The 16,289-nt window shown below is 66.1% G+C and carries 19 protein-coding genes and 1 tRNA gene; 5 read left to right on the top strand and 15 right to left on the bottom strand.

Translation table 11 applies throughout. The features are described 5' to 3' along the window. Positions 1-192: 192 nt before the first annotated feature. A complete protein-coding gene (locus ACFPA8_RS16970) occupies positions 193-708 on the top strand; it encodes a DUF5994 family protein (protein WP_386449219.1) in 516 nt (171 codons plus the stop codon). Between the two features lie 90 nt (positions 709-798). Here ACFPA8_RS16970 and ACFPA8_RS16965 read toward each other — a convergent pair whose 3' ends face one another. Next, the gene (locus ACFPA8_RS16965) at positions 799-1,314 is read right to left on the bottom strand and encodes a phosphoribosyltransferase (protein ID WP_386449217.1); all 516 of its coding nucleotides are present in this window, start codon (positions 1,312-1,314) and stop codon (positions 799-801) included. A gap of 57 nt (positions 1,315-1,371) precedes the next feature. After that, complete coding sequence (dcd, locus tag ACFPA8_RS16960; RefSeq protein WP_386449215.1) at positions 1,372-1,947, bottom strand: dCTP deaminase; 576 nt, start codon at positions 1,945-1,947, stop codon at positions 1,372-1,374. 621 nt (positions 1,948-2,568) lie between these two features. Between dcd and ACFPA8_RS16955 the strand changes: the two genes are divergently transcribed. After that, a tRNA-Gly gene (locus ACFPA8_RS16955) sits at positions 2,569-2,642 on the top strand. A 60-nt stretch (positions 2,643-2,702) separates the two neighbouring features. Here ACFPA8_RS16955 and ACFPA8_RS16950 read toward each other — a convergent pair. The 10 genes from ACFPA8_RS16950 to ACFPA8_RS16905 all read right to left on the bottom strand — a co-directional run bounded on the left by ACFPA8_RS16950 (position 2,703) and on the right by ACFPA8_RS16905 (position 9,721). After that, on the bottom strand, positions 2,703-3,875 hold the full coding sequence (locus tag ACFPA8_RS16950) for a tyrosine-type recombinase/integrase (protein ID WP_386449213.1): 1,173 nt from the start codon (positions 3,873-3,875) through the stop codon (positions 2,703-2,705). Continuing rightward, on the bottom strand, positions 3,875-4,090 hold the full coding sequence (locus tag ACFPA8_RS16945; protein ID WP_028433701.1) for a helix-turn-helix domain-containing protein: 216 nt from the start codon (positions 4,088-4,090) through the stop codon (positions 3,875-3,877). The genes ACFPA8_RS16950 and ACFPA8_RS16945 overlap by 1 nt, the downstream gene beginning before the upstream one ends. Next, positions 4,087-5,427, bottom strand: coding sequence for a replication initiator (locus ACFPA8_RS16940; protein ID WP_386449522.1), 1,341 nt, complete (start codon positions 5,425-5,427; stop codon positions 4,087-4,089). The genes ACFPA8_RS16945 and ACFPA8_RS16940 overlap by 4 nt, the downstream gene beginning before the upstream one ends. Positions 5,428-5,578: 151 nt before the next feature. Continuing rightward, entirely contained in the window at positions 5,579-5,836 is a 258-nt protein-coding gene (locus ACFPA8_RS16935; RefSeq protein WP_386449520.1) for a SpdD protein, read from the bottom strand. A gap of 17 nt (positions 5,837-5,853) precedes the next feature. Next, on the bottom strand, positions 5,854-6,048 hold the full coding sequence (locus tag ACFPA8_RS16930; RefSeq protein ID WP_070012796.1) for a hypothetical protein: 195 nt from the start codon (positions 6,046-6,048) through the stop codon (positions 5,854-5,856). A gap of 16 nt (positions 6,049-6,064) precedes the next feature. Continuing rightward, positions 6,065-6,256 (bottom strand): mobile element transfer protein, encoded by a 192-nt coding sequence (locus ACFPA8_RS16925; protein ID WP_028433703.1) that lies wholly within the window; start codon positions 6,254-6,256, stop codon positions 6,065-6,067. A 19-nt stretch (positions 6,257-6,275) separates the two neighbouring features. Next, positions 6,276-6,914, bottom strand: a complete 639-nt coding sequence (locus tag ACFPA8_RS16920; protein WP_386449210.1) for a DUF2637 domain-containing protein — start codon at positions 6,912-6,914, stop codon at positions 6,276-6,278. Positions 6,915-6,997: 83 nt separating this feature from the next. Continuing rightward, complete coding sequence (locus ACFPA8_RS16915; protein ID WP_386449208.1) at positions 6,998-8,374, bottom strand: FtsK/SpoIIIE domain-containing protein; 1,377 nt, start codon at positions 8,372-8,374, stop codon at positions 6,998-7,000. Positions 8,375-8,378: 4 nt separating this feature from the next. Continuing rightward, on the bottom strand, positions 8,379-8,729 hold the full coding sequence (locus ACFPA8_RS16910; protein WP_386449207.1) for an SCO3933 family regulatory protein: 351 nt from the start codon (positions 8,727-8,729) through the stop codon (positions 8,379-8,381). Between the two features lie 203 nt (positions 8,730-8,932). Further along, positions 8,933-9,721, bottom strand: a complete 789-nt coding sequence (locus ACFPA8_RS16905) for a GntR family transcriptional regulator (RefSeq protein ID WP_386449205.1) — start codon at positions 9,719-9,721, stop codon at positions 8,933-8,935. A gap of 111 nt (positions 9,722-9,832) precedes the next feature. Between ACFPA8_RS16905 and ACFPA8_RS16900 the strand changes: the two genes are divergently transcribed. Both ACFPA8_RS16900 and ACFPA8_RS16895 read left to right on the top strand, forming a co-directional pair. Beyond that, positions 9,833-10,240 (top strand): NUDIX hydrolase, encoded by a 408-nt coding sequence (locus tag ACFPA8_RS16900; RefSeq protein ID WP_386449519.1) that lies wholly within the window; start codon positions 9,833-9,835, stop codon positions 10,238-10,240. Between the two features lie 45 nt (positions 10,241-10,285). Further along, positions 10,286-11,092, top strand: coding sequence for an ATP-binding protein (locus tag ACFPA8_RS16895; RefSeq protein WP_386449202.1), 807 nt, complete (start codon positions 10,286-10,288; stop codon positions 11,090-11,092). A gap of 33 nt (positions 11,093-11,125) precedes the next feature. Here the strand turns inward: ACFPA8_RS16895 and ACFPA8_RS16890 are convergent, their stop codons facing one another. Further along, positions 11,126-12,895, bottom strand: a complete 1,770-nt coding sequence (locus tag ACFPA8_RS16890) for an IS481 family transposase (RefSeq protein WP_386449517.1) — start codon at positions 12,893-12,895, stop codon at positions 11,126-11,128. Between the two features lie 540 nt (positions 12,896-13,435). On the opposite strand from ACFPA8_RS16890, the gene ACFPA8_RS16885 reads away from it, so the two are divergent. After that, a complete protein-coding gene (locus tag ACFPA8_RS16885) occupies positions 13,436-14,308 on the top strand; it encodes a DUF6602 domain-containing protein (protein ID WP_386449199.1) in 873 nt (290 codons plus the stop codon). On the opposite strand, the gene ACFPA8_RS16880 is transcribed toward ACFPA8_RS16885, so the two are convergent. After that, positions 14,305-14,793 carry a hypothetical protein gene (locus tag ACFPA8_RS16880; RefSeq protein ID WP_386449196.1) on the bottom strand — a complete coding sequence of 163 codons (489 nt, stop codon included), beginning with the start codon at positions 14,791-14,793 and terminating at the stop codon, positions 14,305-14,307. The genes ACFPA8_RS16885 and ACFPA8_RS16880 overlap by 4 nt on opposite strands. 2 nt (positions 14,794-14,795) lie before the next feature. Beyond that, complete coding sequence (locus ACFPA8_RS16875) at positions 14,796-15,926, bottom strand: ImmA/IrrE family metallo-endopeptidase (protein WP_386449193.1); 1,131 nt, start codon at positions 15,924-15,926, stop codon at positions 14,796-14,798. Between the last annotated feature and the right edge of the window lie 363 nt (positions 15,927-16,289).

Here is a 16,289-nt window from a genome sequence, read left to right as displayed (position 1 = left end):
AATCTGGGACTCAACAGGCAGAAATCACATTCCGGCAGCCGACGTACGCGCGTACGGTCCGGGCGTCCAGGCCCGATCGGTCCCGCCGGCGAACCACACGGGCGTGTGTGGGTGGCAGGGGCCTTCTGAGCGAACCTCCGGGGACGGCAGACAGGGCGGTACACCATGAAGGTCGAACCGAACCTCCCAGACGTGACAGGGCCCGACATCCCGGCTGTGGACGTCTCCGCGCTGAACGCGCTCCACCTCCCCGTCGAACCGGGCCTGCTGGCCCTCAGACTGCATGCGGCACCCTCCCGCGACGGTCTCTTCGACGGCGCCTGGTGGCCGCATTCCCGCGACGTCCAGGCCGAGTTGCCGGGTCTGGTGGCCGTCCTCACCGAGCATCTCGGCTCCATCGACCGCGTCGGCCTCGACGCGGACGCCTGGGACGGTCTCGGCGAACCGCTCTTCGTGGACGGCCGGCTCGTACACATCGACTGGTTCCCCGTCGGGGACGACACGGTCATCGTCACCCGCGGCGACATGGACCACTTCTCCCTGCTGGTCATCCCGCCCGAGGCGGGAACCGACGAGGCGCACGCCGCGATGACGATGGCCACGCACATCGGCAACACCGAGTCCGGGCAGCAGATCCTCGTGGCGACGGGCATCGCGTCACCCACGCGGCAGCGCACGTCGACGAGGCACGAGGTCCGCGGTGCCTGAAGGCTCGGGGGCGTGAAGGCTCGGGGCGTGAAGCGAGGAGCCCCGGGGCCCTCATTGCGCCCGCTCCGGCGCGGAGTGGAACTTTGCAGGTCAGAGCGCTTCCTTCGACGGAGTGACCGGTTCGCCCGACCTCCGTACCGGAGGCAGCACACTCCACGGGAAGTTGATCCACCGGTCCGTGCGCTTCCACACGTACTCGCACTTCACCACCGACTGCGGCTTCTCGTAGATCACCGCGCTGCGCACCTCGGCGACGTGCTCCGCGCAGAAGTCCTGCACCAGTTTCAGGGTGCGACCGGTGTCCGCGACGTCGTCCGCGATGAGCACCTTCTTGCGGCTCAGGTCGACGACGTTCGGGACGGGCGGAAGCATCACGGGCATGTCCAGGGTCTGGCCGACGCCGGTGTAGAACTCCACGTTCATCACATGCAGGTTCTTCACGTCCAGCGCGTAGCCGAGGCCCCCGGCGACGAACAGACCACCGCGCGCGATGGACAGCACGATGTCCGGCTCGTACGAGTCGTCGGCCACTGCCTGGGCCAACTCCCGTACTGCCTGGCCGAAGAGGGCGTACGTCAAGTTCTCCCGCTCGTCGTCGCGACTCATCCCAAGCGCCTCCCTCTCGGCGGTCGGAGCCTGACGGCCGGTGCCCTGCCTGCGCCGTCAGACCTGCGTACGGTGGAACTTCAGGTACGAGCGCGACGGCGTCGGCCCGCGCTGCCCCTGGTAGCGGGAGCCGTGCAGCGCCGAACCGTACGGGTGCTCCGCGGGCGACGTCAGACGGAACATGCACAGCTGCCCGATCTTCATGCCCGGCCACAGCTTTATGGGCAGGGTGGCCACGTTCGAGAGTTCCAGCGTCACGTGGCCCGAGAAGCCGGGGTCGATGAACCCCGCAGTCGAATGCGTCAGCAGCCCCAGCCGCCCCAGGGAGCTCTTGCCCTCGAGGCGTGAGGCGATGTCGTCCGGCAACGTGACGACCTCGTACGTCGAGGCGAGCACGAACTCCCCGGGGTGCAGGATGAACGGCTCGTCGCCGTGGGCCTCGATCAGCCGCGTGAGGTCGGCCTGCTCGACGGCGGGGTCGATGTGCGGATACCGGTGATTCTCGAACACCCGGAAAAAGCGGTCCAGTCGGACGTCGATACTGGACGGCTGCACCATCGCGGAGTCGTACGGCTCGATCCGCACCCGGCCGCTGTCGATCTCGGCCCGGATGTCCTTGTCAGAGAGAAGCACGGCCCGAGACTACGCGCACCACGAGGGGCCGGCCCAATCGGACCGGCCCCTCGCACACGGGATGCTTCGCGGCGGCCGTCCGCTGCCTGAGGCCATCCGTCGCCTGGCGGCTGGCGAGCCGTGCTACTGCCCGTACGGCCGGGAGCTCCAGCCGGACGGCGACGTGACCCGTTCCGGCCGGCCGGAACGACCCGCACGGTCCGCACGGCCCTGCCCGGGCGTCGCCGACCGTGGCACGGGGACGGGAGGAGAGACGGGCACCGCCTGCCGCAACCGCGCACAGCGCGGACATCGCAGCAACCGACCGGGGCCGATCCGTTCCTCTCCCAGGTGCTGCATCGGGAACGTCGAGGTACTGAACACATGCCCCTCGGCACACTGAACGACGGTGTCCTCCATCGCTCTCCTCTCCCCAACTACGTGGACGACCAAAGCCACATTAGGGGATCAAGCCGACAGTGCTTCGCTGAGGCCCTCCCACCTCACGCTACGCCCCAACTCCCTTGCGCCGAGGGGCACCCACCCCGTCCCGGAGCAGCAAAAAGACCCCTCGGCCTGTGCGGCGGGGGTCGTGGATGAGGTAGAGTAATCGGCGTCGTAGCCGGTTACTCTCGGCTACTCGCGGGTGTAGTTTAATGGTAGAACATGAGCTTCCCAAGCTCAGAGCGCGGGTTCGATTCCCGTCACCCGCTCCAGCACAAAGCCCCAGGCCAGAGGCCCGGGGCTTGTTTGTTTTGCGGACTGTTCCAATGGTTCTAAGCGTCTTGCACCAGATCCGCACCAGAAGGCGCGTCGCCGTCTTTCTGCGCCGCCTTCTTCCGCTCAGCGCGTACCCGTGCGTCGATCCCGCCGGCGACTTCCCGCTGTCGGTCCGAGTTCGAGTGCTGATAGATCAGCGCGGCCCGCTCGGAGGACTGGCCCGCGCGGACCATCGTGTCCTTGAGCGTGGCCCCGCTCTGCGTCGACAGGGTGTGCCCGGTGTGACGAAGATCGTAGAAGCGGAAGCCCTCCGGCATCCCGACCTTGGCTCGGGCCCGACGCCACTTCCGGCCGAACGAGCTACGGCGGAACGGGGCGCCCTTCTCACCGACGAACAGCAAGCCGTCCCGACCCTTCTCCGCGAACCAGTCGAGATGCCGGCGGAGGTCGGTGCGCAGGAAGTCCGGCAGGACGACGAGCCGTACGCCCGCTTCCGACTTGGTGGGCCCGGTGGCCCTTTCCCCTGTGGTCAGCTCGGGTGATGCGAGAGTGATCCGGAGCGTCATCGCGTCCAAGTCGACGTCTCGCCGCCGCAGCTCGGCTTGCTCCTCGGGACGGAGCGGACCGTACGCGCCGAGGTAGACCATCAGCTTCCACCGGACTCCGACCGCGTTCGCCAGGGCGTCCACCTGCTCCACGGTGGCGACGGGCCGTTCCGGGGCGACCTCCTTGCCGGCCCCGCGGATACGGCAGGGATTCCGGCGGATCAGTTCATCGTCGGTCGCGGTCTGCATGATGGCTTTCAGCAGCCGATACGCCTTGGCGACGGTGGTGGGGGCTTCCGTCGTCGTCAGCCGCTCAGTGCGCCAGGTACGGACGCGAGGCGACGTGATCTCGTCCAGGTCGAGGTCACCGAAGGTGGGCAGGATGTGCAGCCGGAGAAGTCGTCGGTACAGCTCCGCCGTTGTCGGCGACAAACCGCGTTCCAGCACCCATTGCGAGGCGTACACCTCGAAGTTGACCGCTCCGGCGTCCGGGTCCTGCCAGTTGCCCCGGGAGAGGTCGGCTTCGACCTGGGAGAGCCAGACTTCCGCGTCGGTCTTGGTCTCGAAGGTCTGAGGCGCACGGCGTTCCATCCCCTCCGGGTCCAGATAGCTCGCCGTCCAACGTCCTGACCGGTACTGGCGAACGGCTCCGAAGCGACGCCGCCTCCCCTTGCTGTTTCCCATCAGGCAGCCGCCTTCCGGGCTCGGGCCCGACGCGGACGCATCGGCTGGACGGTTCGCTCCTCGATGTACGCGGCGAGGGCGCTTTCCGGGATGCGTACGTGACGGCCGACCTTGACGAAGGTGATGCGGCGCTCGGCGATCAGCCGGCGGGGGAACCGGGCTGTTGTGCCGAGGAGTTCGGCGACCTGGTCGACGCTGAGGTATCGGTCCGTCATCGTGCGATCTCTCCTTCCGTGCTGGTGGCGGTTGGCGTTCCGGAGTCGGCGAGCGAGGCCGAGAGCCATTCCTCAGCAGGGCTGAGCCCTGTTCCGACGAAGGCCCAGTGCGCCAGGACGAGCGTCGTTTCCTCGCGGCCCCTGTCGTTGTCCACGGGCTGTGGATGGTTCTCGCCTCGTGCGATGGCGGCTTGGAGGCGGCGCCATTCGGCGCGGGCAGCACGGAGAGCGCCGAGGGTGGTGGAGTAGCGCCGGGTCTTGGTGGAGAAATGGCCGCGGAAGCCGAGCATGTGCGCCCAGGCCCGCAGCCGCAGGTGAGCCAGGTCTTTACGCGCACCGAGGGCCCAGGCGGTGCGGATCATGCGTTCCGCGTGCGGGTTGAGGTCGAGCTGGGCGAGTTCGCCGACGAACCTCAGACGGCGATCGAGCGTCCCCGTGGCTGTCTCTGCGCCCTTGGTGGCGTACTTGGCGATGTAGGCAGCGACGGCCCGGTCGGTGAGTTCCTGGCCGCCGTCGAGGTCGGGGCCGTGGATGGTGCGTACGTCGAGCTGGCTGCCGAAGGCGAAGGAGTGCGCGCGGCCGTCGATGACGGGGCCGGCCACGGTCGCCTTCCGAGCAGCGGCCTCGATGGCATCGGTCAGCAGCTCGGCAGTCGCCCAGACCGGGGGCGAAGTGTCGCCACCCTCGGGCCCGTCGAGGCGGACCACGGCATGGAAGTGGACGGCACCGCGCTTCTGGTACTCGGCGACCTTGGCGAAGGAAACGCGGGCGAAGTGCCGGAAGGCCCGCTGAGTGAGTCCGGCGCGCTTAGCGATCTCGCGGCGCAGGTAGATGGTGAAGCGCCGCCAAAGCATCCCAGCGTGCGCGTTCCACAGGACGGCGGCTTCGTAGTCGTAGCGGTCAGGATTCAGCGGCATCCCGAGGATGCCGTCGCCCTGGTCGTGACGCTTGCCGCACCGGCACGGCCGCACTGAACCACCGGGCCCGGTGGGCCGGTTGTGGACGGGCCCGAAGCTCGGAGCAGTGAACGTCGCGAAGACGCGCGGATGCGAAGTGACCGTCTCAGGCGTCCCCTTGCCGCCCCGCAGTCCGGCGGTGATCAGGTGAAAGGTGTCCCGGCGATACGTCTCGGCGCAGGCCGCACAGCGGGTCGTACGGCGGTTGCCGCACCGCACCAGGAGGTGACCGGCAGGCATCTCGGCCGAGTTGAGGCGGTGCAGTTCGGCACCGATCTCACCCGTCCTGGTGTCGACGCGGTGTTCGGTCCGCTGGCCGGCAAGGCGTACGGGGTGCGTGCAGCCGCCGAGCGTGGAGAGCTGGCGGAGGATACCGGGCAGCGTCCCCGTTGAGGCGAGCGTCCCGAGTTCCTTGAGTGGCGTCGGGCTCTTGCGGGTGATGATGGGAGTTCTCCTTTCGGCTTCGGTCGGAAGGGGTCGGGCTGCCGGGGCGGTGGATGCTTGGCGGTATCGAGACCGCCCCGGCAGCCGCTCAGCGGCGGTTCTGAGAGTTCAGGAGCGAGCGCAGGACCACGGCGGCCACGGCGACGGAGATGGCCGAGACGGCGACGGCGGTGAGCAGGGCCGTGAGGACGACGCCGCCCAGGAGCACGGTGGCAACGGCTCCTGTGCTGACCGAGGGCAGCGAACGGCGTGCGGGCGCCGGGGCGGCCGGGTGGCCACCGTGGATGACGGGACTTGAACCCGCGACATTCGCGGTGGGGTTCTGCGGGAGCTGGGGCTTGAGCAGCATGATTGGTTCTCCGTTCAGTCGTGGGTGCCGTTGACGACGTCGACCCCGTCGCGGGTGCCGTTGTCGATGGCGGGGGCGAGGAAGGTGTCTGCGAGGTAGAAGCCGAAGAGGGCGATCACGACGACAAGCCAGACGCGGACGCCGAGGAACTTCACGGCTCCCCAGGTGATGAGGCCGAGGACGACGACCAGGGGCAGAGTCACGTTCACGAGGTCAGGTCTCCTTTCAGCGGACGGGGCAGCGGTGCGTACGGGCGGCGAGTTCGGCGGCGGCGCGCGAGTCGTAGTCGGCGGAGAAGCCGCAGCGCGGAGCGGTACAGGCGGCGGTGTGCTTCTCACGGCCGCGGTTGTCGTAGGCGGTGCCGACCTGGACGGGGCCGACGCGGGTCACGCGGCGGAAGCGGCGATTGAGCGGCATGGCGAGTTCTCCTGTCGGGTCAGGTGAGTTGGGCGGCGATCTGTTCTGCCAGGGGCGCGGGGACGCCGAGGCGGGCGCGGAGCGTGCCGGTGTCGATGGGAGCGCCGGTACGGGCCTGATGTGCCTCGGCGACCTTCCGGGCGTGCTCGACGAGCGCGGCCGGGACTGTTGAAGCAGTGCTCTCCGGCTTGGCGGGCCCCAGCGCTGGCGGTTGCTCGGCTACCGGCTCGGCGGGAGAGTTGGGCTCCTGCTCGGCGGTCACGACGGGCTCCGAACTCTCAGCCGCAGCAGTCTCGTTCGACCCGTGGGCGAGAAGCGTTCCGCCGAGGAAGGCCAGTGCGGGCCACCCGGCGACGAGGATGCGGAGCCAGTCGGGGACGTCGTTCAGGTCGAGGAGACCGGCGGTGGAGACGTTCGCGCCGAGCGACGCAGCCAGGGCGATGAGGAACCAGCACCAGCCCGCCGCCTTGTCCTTTCCGGACCTCAGCCGCCGCCACGCGGCGACCAGGAGCAGGTCTACCGAGACCGGGTAGGCCCACGCCTTCCAGCCGTCCTGTCCGGCAGCCGAGGCCAGGTCGTGCAGATGCGCGAAGGACAGCGCGGCAGCGATGACGGCCTGGACGAGTACGGCATCGACACGGGCCAGTTGTGCGCGCACAGGGAGCCTCCTTTCTGTGTTCAGGCATGGGAGGGGTAGGGACGTGGCGTGAGGCGGTCACGCCGACCGGGTCGGGGTGTGGGTCAGTCCGTGACGGGCCAGGGCTTCACGAGCGAGATCGGCCGCTCGACGGGCTGAGCCGGAACGACGGGCCGGAACGGGTCCAACGCGGGCACGTCGGGCACCAGGTGCGCGGCTTGCTGGCAGACGGCGGCAGCATCCGCCAGCGACAGGTACGGCGTACGGATGCGGGACCAGCCGCCGGAGGTGTCACCGGCCACGGCCAGGCCGGGACGTTCCGGAGCGATGGCGCAGGCGGCCTCGACCGCTTCCGGGGCGATGTCGCCGAGGGCCATCTTGGCCGAGGGCTCATCGTTGACGCGGTGGCAGACGCGGCCGGAGAGCTGGGCACGGAGCATGGTGGCGCCCTTGCCCAGTTCGGCACCGAAGCGCTGGCCGCACACCTCCAGGTAGATGCCGGCGGCGCGGCCGAGCTGGGCGAGCCGGATGAGCTGGGTGACCATCTCGTCCCGCCTCTCCTCGTCCTTCCGCGTGGCGACGAGGAAGAGTTCGGCGATCTCGTCCACGAACAGCACCACCGGCACCGGGCGTTGGCTCTCGGGCAACCCCCACACGTCCGAGGTGATCTCCTCATCCGGCGTACTCGGAGCTATCCCCTGCCGGGCTTTGATGAGGTCGTAGCGCTCCTCCATCAGCCGCACCAGGACCGGAAGCAGCTCGGCCGCCTCCCCCGGTTCGGTCGCCAGCGCCGACAGCCGCGAAGCGAACGGCGCCAGCTCCACACCGCGTTTGCAGTCGATCCCCACCAGCGCCACCGGCTGACCGGCGAGTCCGGCGACCAGGTGCCGCAGGTACATCGACTTCCCCGACAGTGTTGCGCCGAGGGTGAGTTGATGGGGTATCGCGCGGTAGTCCCGTACGAACGCTGTCGCGTCCTCCCGCAGAGCCACCGGCACCCGCAGGAAGCCGCTACCGACCTTACGGGGCATCCGCACCCGGTCCAGCACGTCGAAGCCGACGAGCCGCAGTTCGACCACACCGGGCTTGACCACGTCCACGTAGACGGCGTGAACACCCCAGGCGTGCCGGAGCCGTTCGGCCGAGGCCGCCACGTCCGCCGGTTCCTGCCCCGGAGCGAGCCGCAACCGCAGCCGCATCCCCGTCGAGGTAGGCCGCAGCATTCCGCGGCGAGGAGGCACCGGCCGCACTTCACGACGAGTCGTCGCCCGCGTGGCCAACACCCGCAGCCGGGACGGCGGAACGGTCAGCCCGCACGAGTCCATGACGGACCCGTAAGAGCCCAACAGCCGGGCCACCGACACCGGGAGGCCCACCGTGGACCAGTACGCGGCCGGATGCCGGGCCCGGAGGTAGGCGGCCCCGCCACCAGCAACGGCGAGGGGGCCACCCACCTCCATCATCGTCATCAGTTCCGACATCAGGTCAGGCCCCCACACCGGCCGGGACTGCACCAGGGGCGACAGCCGCCGCCCGGTAGGCGATGCCGTGCCGCTGCTGCCCGTTGAACACCGAGTCCCACGGCCGGGCGATCAGCCCCGGCAGCGAGACCGGAGCCCCCAGGGCCAACCCGTCGGAGACGCCGCTTTCCGGCACGGTCACGTGAATCAGCGAGGACTCCCCCTCGTCGATGTAGACGACGCCGACCTTCATCAACGCCTCACCACTGACAGCGTCCTTGGCGATCTCGCCGGTCTGGCGGTCCCGCACCTTCGGCTCAGGCACCTCGGTCAGCAGGATCGTGGCGTTTTCGGTCTGCACACGGATGGTCTTCAAGGTCTCTCTTCTCCTTCAGTTCACGGCCGGGACCACCAACGCCTAGTCGTCTAGACAAGATGCGTCGTGACAGCCCCGGTTCGATTGGGAACACGAACCACTGTGCCACATGCTTGCCCACTCGTCTATACGAGTATGCCTCTGCGTGTGTACAAGTCCCGGAGAAGAGGCCCCACTTGCAGTGCAGCAGCCTCCGAGACCCGTCAGGTGGCCGGGAGTTGGTAAGCGAGGACGTAGGCGTCAGCGGCCATCACCGTGTCGCAGACCTCCACCGCACGCCCCTCGGTGTCGTACGCGGTCCGCACCAGGTGAATCACCGGCACACCGGAGGCCAGGCGCAAGGTCTTCACCTCATCCGGTGCCGGCATCCGGGCCCGTACCTCCTCGTCGAAATGCTCCAGGCGGTGCCCCAGTTCTTCCAGCCGGGCGTAGATGCCGCCAGGGCCCGGATTCGGTTCGGCGATCGGGGTGTTGCGGGCGATGTCGAGCGGCAGGTACGAGGTGGCGAACTCGACCGGCTTGCCGTCCAGCAGGTACCGGCGCCGGCGGGCGAGGACCTTCCGGGCAGAGCCGAGCCGGGCGGAGATCTCCGGCGTGGAGCGCTCCTCGCGCACCTCCAGGCTGTCCACCTCGGGACGGCTCCCCGCGGCTTCGGCCTCCACGGTGAACGCGGACTTCCCCTGATCACGGTGACGCCGGGCGAAGCGGTCGGACGCCAGACGCCGCACCGGGGGCCGGGGCCGCACGAAGACCCCTCGTCCGTGCTCGGAGGAGACCAGCCCTTCACTCTGAAGGATGGAAAGCGAATTGCGGACGGTCATCCGGGACACCCCGAAGTGCTCGGTCAGCTCCGCTTCGGACGGCAGCTTGGCGCCTTCCTTGAACCGCCCCTTGTCGATGGCTTCCCGCAGCTGGTCAGCGATCTGCCGGAACACCGCGCGGTCACTTGTCGGGTCCAGCGCTCCGAGAACGCCGGAGGGGAGAGCCGCCATGTGTACTCCTTCAGATATCTAGACGAGAAGCTGAGTGTCATTGCTACGGTGGAGAGCCTAGCCAGCAGAGGGAAGCCGAGGAACGTGAGCACTGTAGAGCGCCCCCATTCCGTGAGCGTCGCCGGAGTCATCGTCGACGCTCACGGCCGGGCTCTCCTGATCCAGCGCCGTGACAACGGCCAGTGGGAGCCGCCCGGTGGCGTGCTCGAACCAGGAGAGACCATCCCGGACGCTCTTCAGCGCGAAGTCCTCGAAGAGACGGGCTTCAAGATCGCGCTTCCGGCGACCCTCACCGGCGTCTACAAGAACATGTCCGGCCTGATCGTCTCGCTCGTCTTCCGCTGCGAAGCGGTCGACGGGGCCCCGACGACGGGGGAGGAGACCTACGCACTTCGCTGGGCGACCCGCAAAGAGGTCTCCGAACTGGCCGACGAGGCATACGCGATCCGTGTCCTGGACGCTCTCGACGCAACATCCCCGCCGGCCGTGCGTGCGCACGACGGCGTGAAACTCGTCTAGCTCTAACTCACTGTCCATAGCGGCCACCAGCACGAAGGAACTTGTATGCACGAGTATACGAGCACGGTGCGGATCTGGGAACTCTCCTGCCCCGGTTACTTGGAAGAGATCGGCCGCGCACGCCGATGGACGCGCGACGTCCTCAGCGACAGCGACCACGCGGACGACGCGGCATTGATCGTGACCGAGTTGGGCACCAACGCCTTACTGCACAGCGCCAGCGGCAATCAGGGCGACGGCTTCAACCTCACGATCTCCCGCACACCACAGGCGGTCTCCGTGTCCGTCACCGACTCCGGCGGCACACGGACCACACCCCACGTCGAGCACCCCGACGAGAACGACACCCACGGCCGCGGCCTGGCCCTCGTCGCCTCACTCGCCCGACGACTCCACGTCTACGGTGACGACGAAAACGGCCACACCGTCACAGCCGAGCTGAAGGCCGGCCCCCAGTCATCACCGGAGGCACCTCTCATCCGGGGCTACTGGTGCGAATGCACTGTCAACGGCGGCCACCTCGGCGCATTCGATGCCACCAGCCCGGAACAGGCCCTCCGCTGGGTCCGCATCAGCCTCATGACGATCGCGATCGCCCTGGACGACGAGCCCTTCCGACAGGCACAGCACTGGAAGGCCCACGAGCAGCCGCAGGCCCTCGAAGCGCTCCGCCAAGGCGAGCCGCAGGACCTCACCCTCAAGCACCGCACCACGCAGATCACTTGGACCGCCCGACCGGTCACCTTCCTACCGATGGCACACCGCCAAGGCAGGACGCTCCCGGCATGCACGCAGCGACACTCAACGGCTCAACTCAGCTTCCTCAGCTGTCGAGTCTCAGGTGAGGGTTGACGGTTCGGCGTCAGGTGATGCTTGACGTCTGTCCTAGACGATCTTGCGTCGTGTGTGTTCTCCGGAGTTGGTGACGACCACCTCCTTGGTGGTGACGCGGGGGACGGTGGTGATGAGGTCGTCGCCGTGGAAGACGCGGATGACGTCCTCGTCCAGGTGGGCGGTGACGATCCGGCGGGCGAAGGCTTTGCCCGCTTGGATGCGTTGGCCGGCCACGACGAACCCGCCTGCGCTGCTGACGGTGCGCTCGGCGATCTGCGGTGCCGGTGGCGGGATGACCGGAGGCGGGCCCGCGGGCCTGGCGCCTCTCAGGCGTGCGCATCGGGTGGCCGGCAGTGGGCAGGACAGAGACGCCAGCAGGACACGTTCGTTGTTGAGGACCTGCATGAGGGTGCCGTCCAACCGCAGCGTGACCCGCCGGCCGGTGAAGGCCCAGCCGATGTTGACCCTGTCGCCGCCCAGGCCGACGTAGCCGACCGGGTTGACGGTGCGGTCCACCTCCACCGCACCGCTGGTCTGGTCGACGGGACCGGGTTCCTCCGGCCACGGCCCCGCAGGCACTGCGTCTCCACTTGCCAGCAGTGCCCTGAGGTCGCGTTTGGACAGCTTGGACGGCAGCGTCTTGTGACGGGCACCGCCCATGAGGATGTGCAGCCGGTTCACATCGATCCGCAGCGTCACGTGGGTGCCGGCCAGGGCCGGGCCGAACCAGAGCTGCTGACCGCGCAGACTCAGGTTGCCCGAGGAGGGCACCACCCGCTCCACCTCGATCGTCTCCACCTTCTCCGCAGCCGCTGTCCAGGACGGTGCCGGCTCGGGCTGCGGTGCTGGACTCTCTGCGGCAGCCGCCAGAACCGGTGGCAGTTTCACCGGCAGCGCCGTCTCCTCGACCCGAGAGGTGGAGTCGGTGAAGCGGCCAACAGGGGCGGTCATGTTCAGGGACTGGTGGGGACGCTGGTGGTTGTACTCGGCAAGCCAGCCGTCCACGGCCTTCTGCGCGGCCTCGATATCGGGGAACGGGCCGCAGGTGTCGAGGAGTTCACGTCGCAGCGTCTGATGGAAACGCTCGATCTTCCCCGTCGTCGTGGGCGAGCGAGGCTTGGTCAGCCGGTGGGTGATGCCGTTCTCCCGGCAGATCCGGTCGAAGAGCACCTCGGCAGGACGGCCGGAGCCGAACCGGGCCGTGAACTGCTTCCCGTTGTCCGTCAGCACCTCACCCGGCACCCCGAACCTCTTGAGCCCTTCGCCGAAGGCCAGGCAGACAGCCCGGCCCGTCGCCCGGGACAGCACCTTCGCGATCACCACGAACCGGGAGTGGTCATCGATGCCGGTAACCACCTTGCACTCGGTCCCGTCCGCGAGCCAGACGCCGCCGACGATGTCCATCTGCCACAGCTGCATCGGACCGTCCCGCTCCCACCGGCGATACGACGAGCGACGCCGCTTGGAAACTCCAGGCGTCACCAGGCCGTTGCGGACCAGCACCCGATACACCGTCGCCCTGGAAGGCACCGGCTGCACTCCCTTGCGGGTCAGCTCGTGCACCAACCGCCGCGGCCCCCAGCCAGGATGAGCCCGACGCAACTCACATACGGCCGCCTCCACTTCGGAGGCAATCCGGCCCGGCGACGACGCCGGCCGGTGCGAGCGGTCCGCCAGCCCCGGCAGACCCGACTCCCGGTACTTCCGCAGCCACGTGTGCACCGACTGCCGTGAGACCCCATACCGCGCCGCGACCTGGACGACCGGGACACCAGCAGCCACCTCCATGACCGCGTGATAGCGCTGCTCGACCACGCTCAACTCCACCAGCACAAGCCCCGGCCTCCCCGCACACGCCAACAGACGCGCACAGCCAACCGAGGAAAGCGGTGTCAAGCATCAACCGAAGCCAACCTGTAAAGCATCTCCCGAGACCGGACACTCAGCTTCCTCAGCGGTGAGTAACAACCTTCTTTGCTACTTCAAGGGCTCGCTCCGCTCGCCGCGCGGCCCGGCTTGCCGCCGGGCCGACGCTCATGTCTCCGCCCCGCTCCGGCCCGGCCGCCGGCCCGCGCGCGGTGGCAAGCCAGAAGAAGAGGGCGCCATCGTGGCTGGGACGGTCGGCTCCACGGCTTTAGGCAGCCACCTTGGGGCGAGCCTCGAAGATCAGGGGCTCACTTCGGGCTATTGCGGGCAGGTCAGGAGACTGCCCGAGTCACGGGAAGCTTACGAGCCCCTGATCTCTCGCCCCAAGGCAGCTCCAGCCCAAAGCCGCTACGCCGCCCTTTGCCTCCTGAGCCCCCAAGAGTTGGGCATAGAATTTAGGTCTCTAGCCGAGATCGAGCGTCCACAGGGCAGGGCATGAGCAAAATCGTCGAAGAATACTGGTCCGGAGTTGCGCGCCGCCTGCAGGAGGAAGTGAATACCTTTAATAGGCTGATTGGCCACTCCGGGGAACAGGGGAAGGAAAATGAACTTTCGCTGGTTCGATTGATGGAGAACCTTCTACCCTCAGCCATCGGCACGGGGAGCGGAATGATCATCGATTCCACGGGAAACTACTCACGCCAAATGGACATCATTATCTATGACGCGGCAAACCAGCCAACCATAATGGCTCAAACGAATCAGACAATTTTCCCAATAGAGAGTGTTCTTCTTGCCATTGAGGTTAAAACTACATTGACAGAAGATGAGCTTGAAGACTGCATCGAGAAGAGTGAATCAATCAAGAGACTGCAGCCGTGTGGAGATCGCGAGTGTCCACCACTTCTCGTTCTTGCCTATCACGCAGAGGGGACGCCTCCTACTGTCGCCAAACACGTAAGAAAGCACGACAATGCAAGGTTGCCGGAACTAATTTGCGTCGTAGAGCCAGGCATTATGGCTGGAAATGCAGTACTCTTGGACCCAGCTGCTGAGCAAGGCTACAGCATCGGAGTCGTGGGATTGCATAGCACTTCAGATTCCGAAGACAGAATTCCCGGTGAATGGCAGAAGCCGACGGCTTCCGAGCGCGCTCGCGTTCTCAGAAAAGGGTCAACTTTCCCTGTTGCTCGACTGAGCGGAAAGCAAGAGGATCGAATTGTAGGTGAACCCGGACGTGCGCTACTCATTTTCTGCGCTGCCATTATGGACATTCTGAGCTCGACACGAACCGTCCCAACTTCGATATTGAGACACTATCTCCAATTTCCTGCCAGGGAAATGGCAGAACTACCACAACCGAGCTAGATGTACTCGTCCAAACTTGCCTTGATGGCTAATTCCCTAGCTGTCATGGTTTCTAGTTCAAGATCCTGGCATGCCATGGCCAGGCATTTTCGCTCAGGGACCTCTAATCTGTCCTCAGTAACAACATAAACGTCAGTCAGTAGATCATCGCTCAGCATCAAAGCCATCGAGGCGACCAGGACCGGTGTCTGTTCCATCTCGCTGTCCTGGTCCAAGATCTCTGGGCATACTCCCAGAACCTCTTCCTGCCAGTGGCTCTTGACTGCCTTGCAAGTTCTGTGACCTGCAGCCGCATTTATCCAGGTGTATATGTACTCGCCGCTCGCAAATTGCTGGCAATCCTTCACCACTAACTCGGGGAAGGCTAAGGTTCCGCCCCTGATCATCTCGGTGAATGTATTAAAGAAGAGGTGGCGATCCTCTACATCTCGACAGAGTTCAGGCAGGGCTAGAGCGGCATGCGTATCTATAACGTAGATTTCCAAGCTCACACCTCAGTGAGGCGGTGTTGCAGCGAGGTCATCTGTTCCCCGTCTACATTCAGATACTTGCGTGCATCGATCTCTGCAAGCTTCCCCCTGTCTCTTGCCGCAAGAACCAGGCGTGGGAAGGTCAGCCCGTACTCGCGCATACGAATTATTTCAGTCGTTTGCGCTTCTCCTCCGAATCCTCCCTTCTCGATTTCAAGAGGGCTATTGCGGACGGATTCGTATAGCGACCAATCTGCCACTCCCAAATCGATGAGGCGAAGCGCGACACACTGGAAACTTGCTTTATACCGTTGAGAGATTAGTCGAACGATGTCTACATCATCATGCTCAACGTAGTCATATTTCTTGAATGCGAGATAGTCGCGTAGATGAGATTTGGGGAGAAGGAAGGCAGCTGCAAAACGATCGCACCATCGCTCCTCTGCGTCCTGCGGTGATGCGCAAACTGCTTGCTCATGCGCCAATAGGTGGCCGAGTTCGTGCAGCAAAGTAAACGTTCTAGCAGCGGCAGTTTGTGAACTCCCGTTATAGGCAATCACCGGAACGCGCTGGTGGTAGATCGAGAAACCCCGGCATGAATCTCGGCCCATTGATACTTGGAGAACCATTACGCCCTGGTCCTCCAGGCTTCGCCGAATAAGCTTCGTAACGCGGTTCTTCGATGTCGCCTTGACTTGGAATTCAACATTCCACAAGAGCCACTGTTGCACTCGAAGTGCTGTGGCCTCAGCAGATTTTTCACGCTTGGGTAACTCGGGTGCTAATTCCTCAAGATTTTCTGCAGCCCACGCTGCGATCTTCTGTCGTCGCTGAGCACTGCGAAGTTCGGCAACCTCATCGCTATTTAAGGAACGCTTTCCCTTCGAACCTAGCGGGTGCCTGAAGGCCGCCTCGGTAGGTGAGTGGCGCGGGACCTTAGGGAGGAAGAAGAAGGAAGTAGGCCGCCGAAGCTTCCGCGAGATCTTCCTCAATTGCGTCATGCCTGGTGCGTCATCTCGGGAGAACCAACGCTCTAGGACATCGCTTGACACCCCTAGATCGCGCGCAAGTTCGTCCTTGGACACGCCTGCCTGCTTTAACGCCCAGGCCAGGACGTCTGGGTTGATGGACTGCTTAGCGGCCGGCATGCTCAGAGGCTACCCATGAACTGACGTGTAGTCACCAGCCGTATCCCGATCGCTACTTGGATTGGATCTTCGGCAGCATCGTGCATCGCAACAGGCCTTCAGGCGTCGAGTCACGGGAGGGCTGGCCCCCTTTGGCCCCGGTGCCTGCCCGGTGCCGAGGACGGGCCGTTCCACGTGGAACGGTGCCCGGAGTCTCCCTCTCGTTCACCGCACCAGATGCGCACCAGAAGAGGCGGTAAGCCACGGTCAACGCGGGCCACCTGCGGAGTCGGCGCCCAGCGGGTAGACAGGCCGTCCGTGCAGGTCAGGACGCCAACTGTCCCAAGTCGCACGGTGATTCCCAAGCTCAGAGCGCGGGTTCGA

Source organism: Streptomyces ovatisporus (genome assembly GCF_042653885.1).
Lineage (GTDB): Bacteria > Actinomycetota > Actinomycetes > Streptomycetales > Streptomycetaceae > Streptomyces > Streptomyces ovatisporus.
Note: the sequence above shows the minus strand (reverse complement) of the source record. Positions and strands in the feature narration are given on the sequence as shown.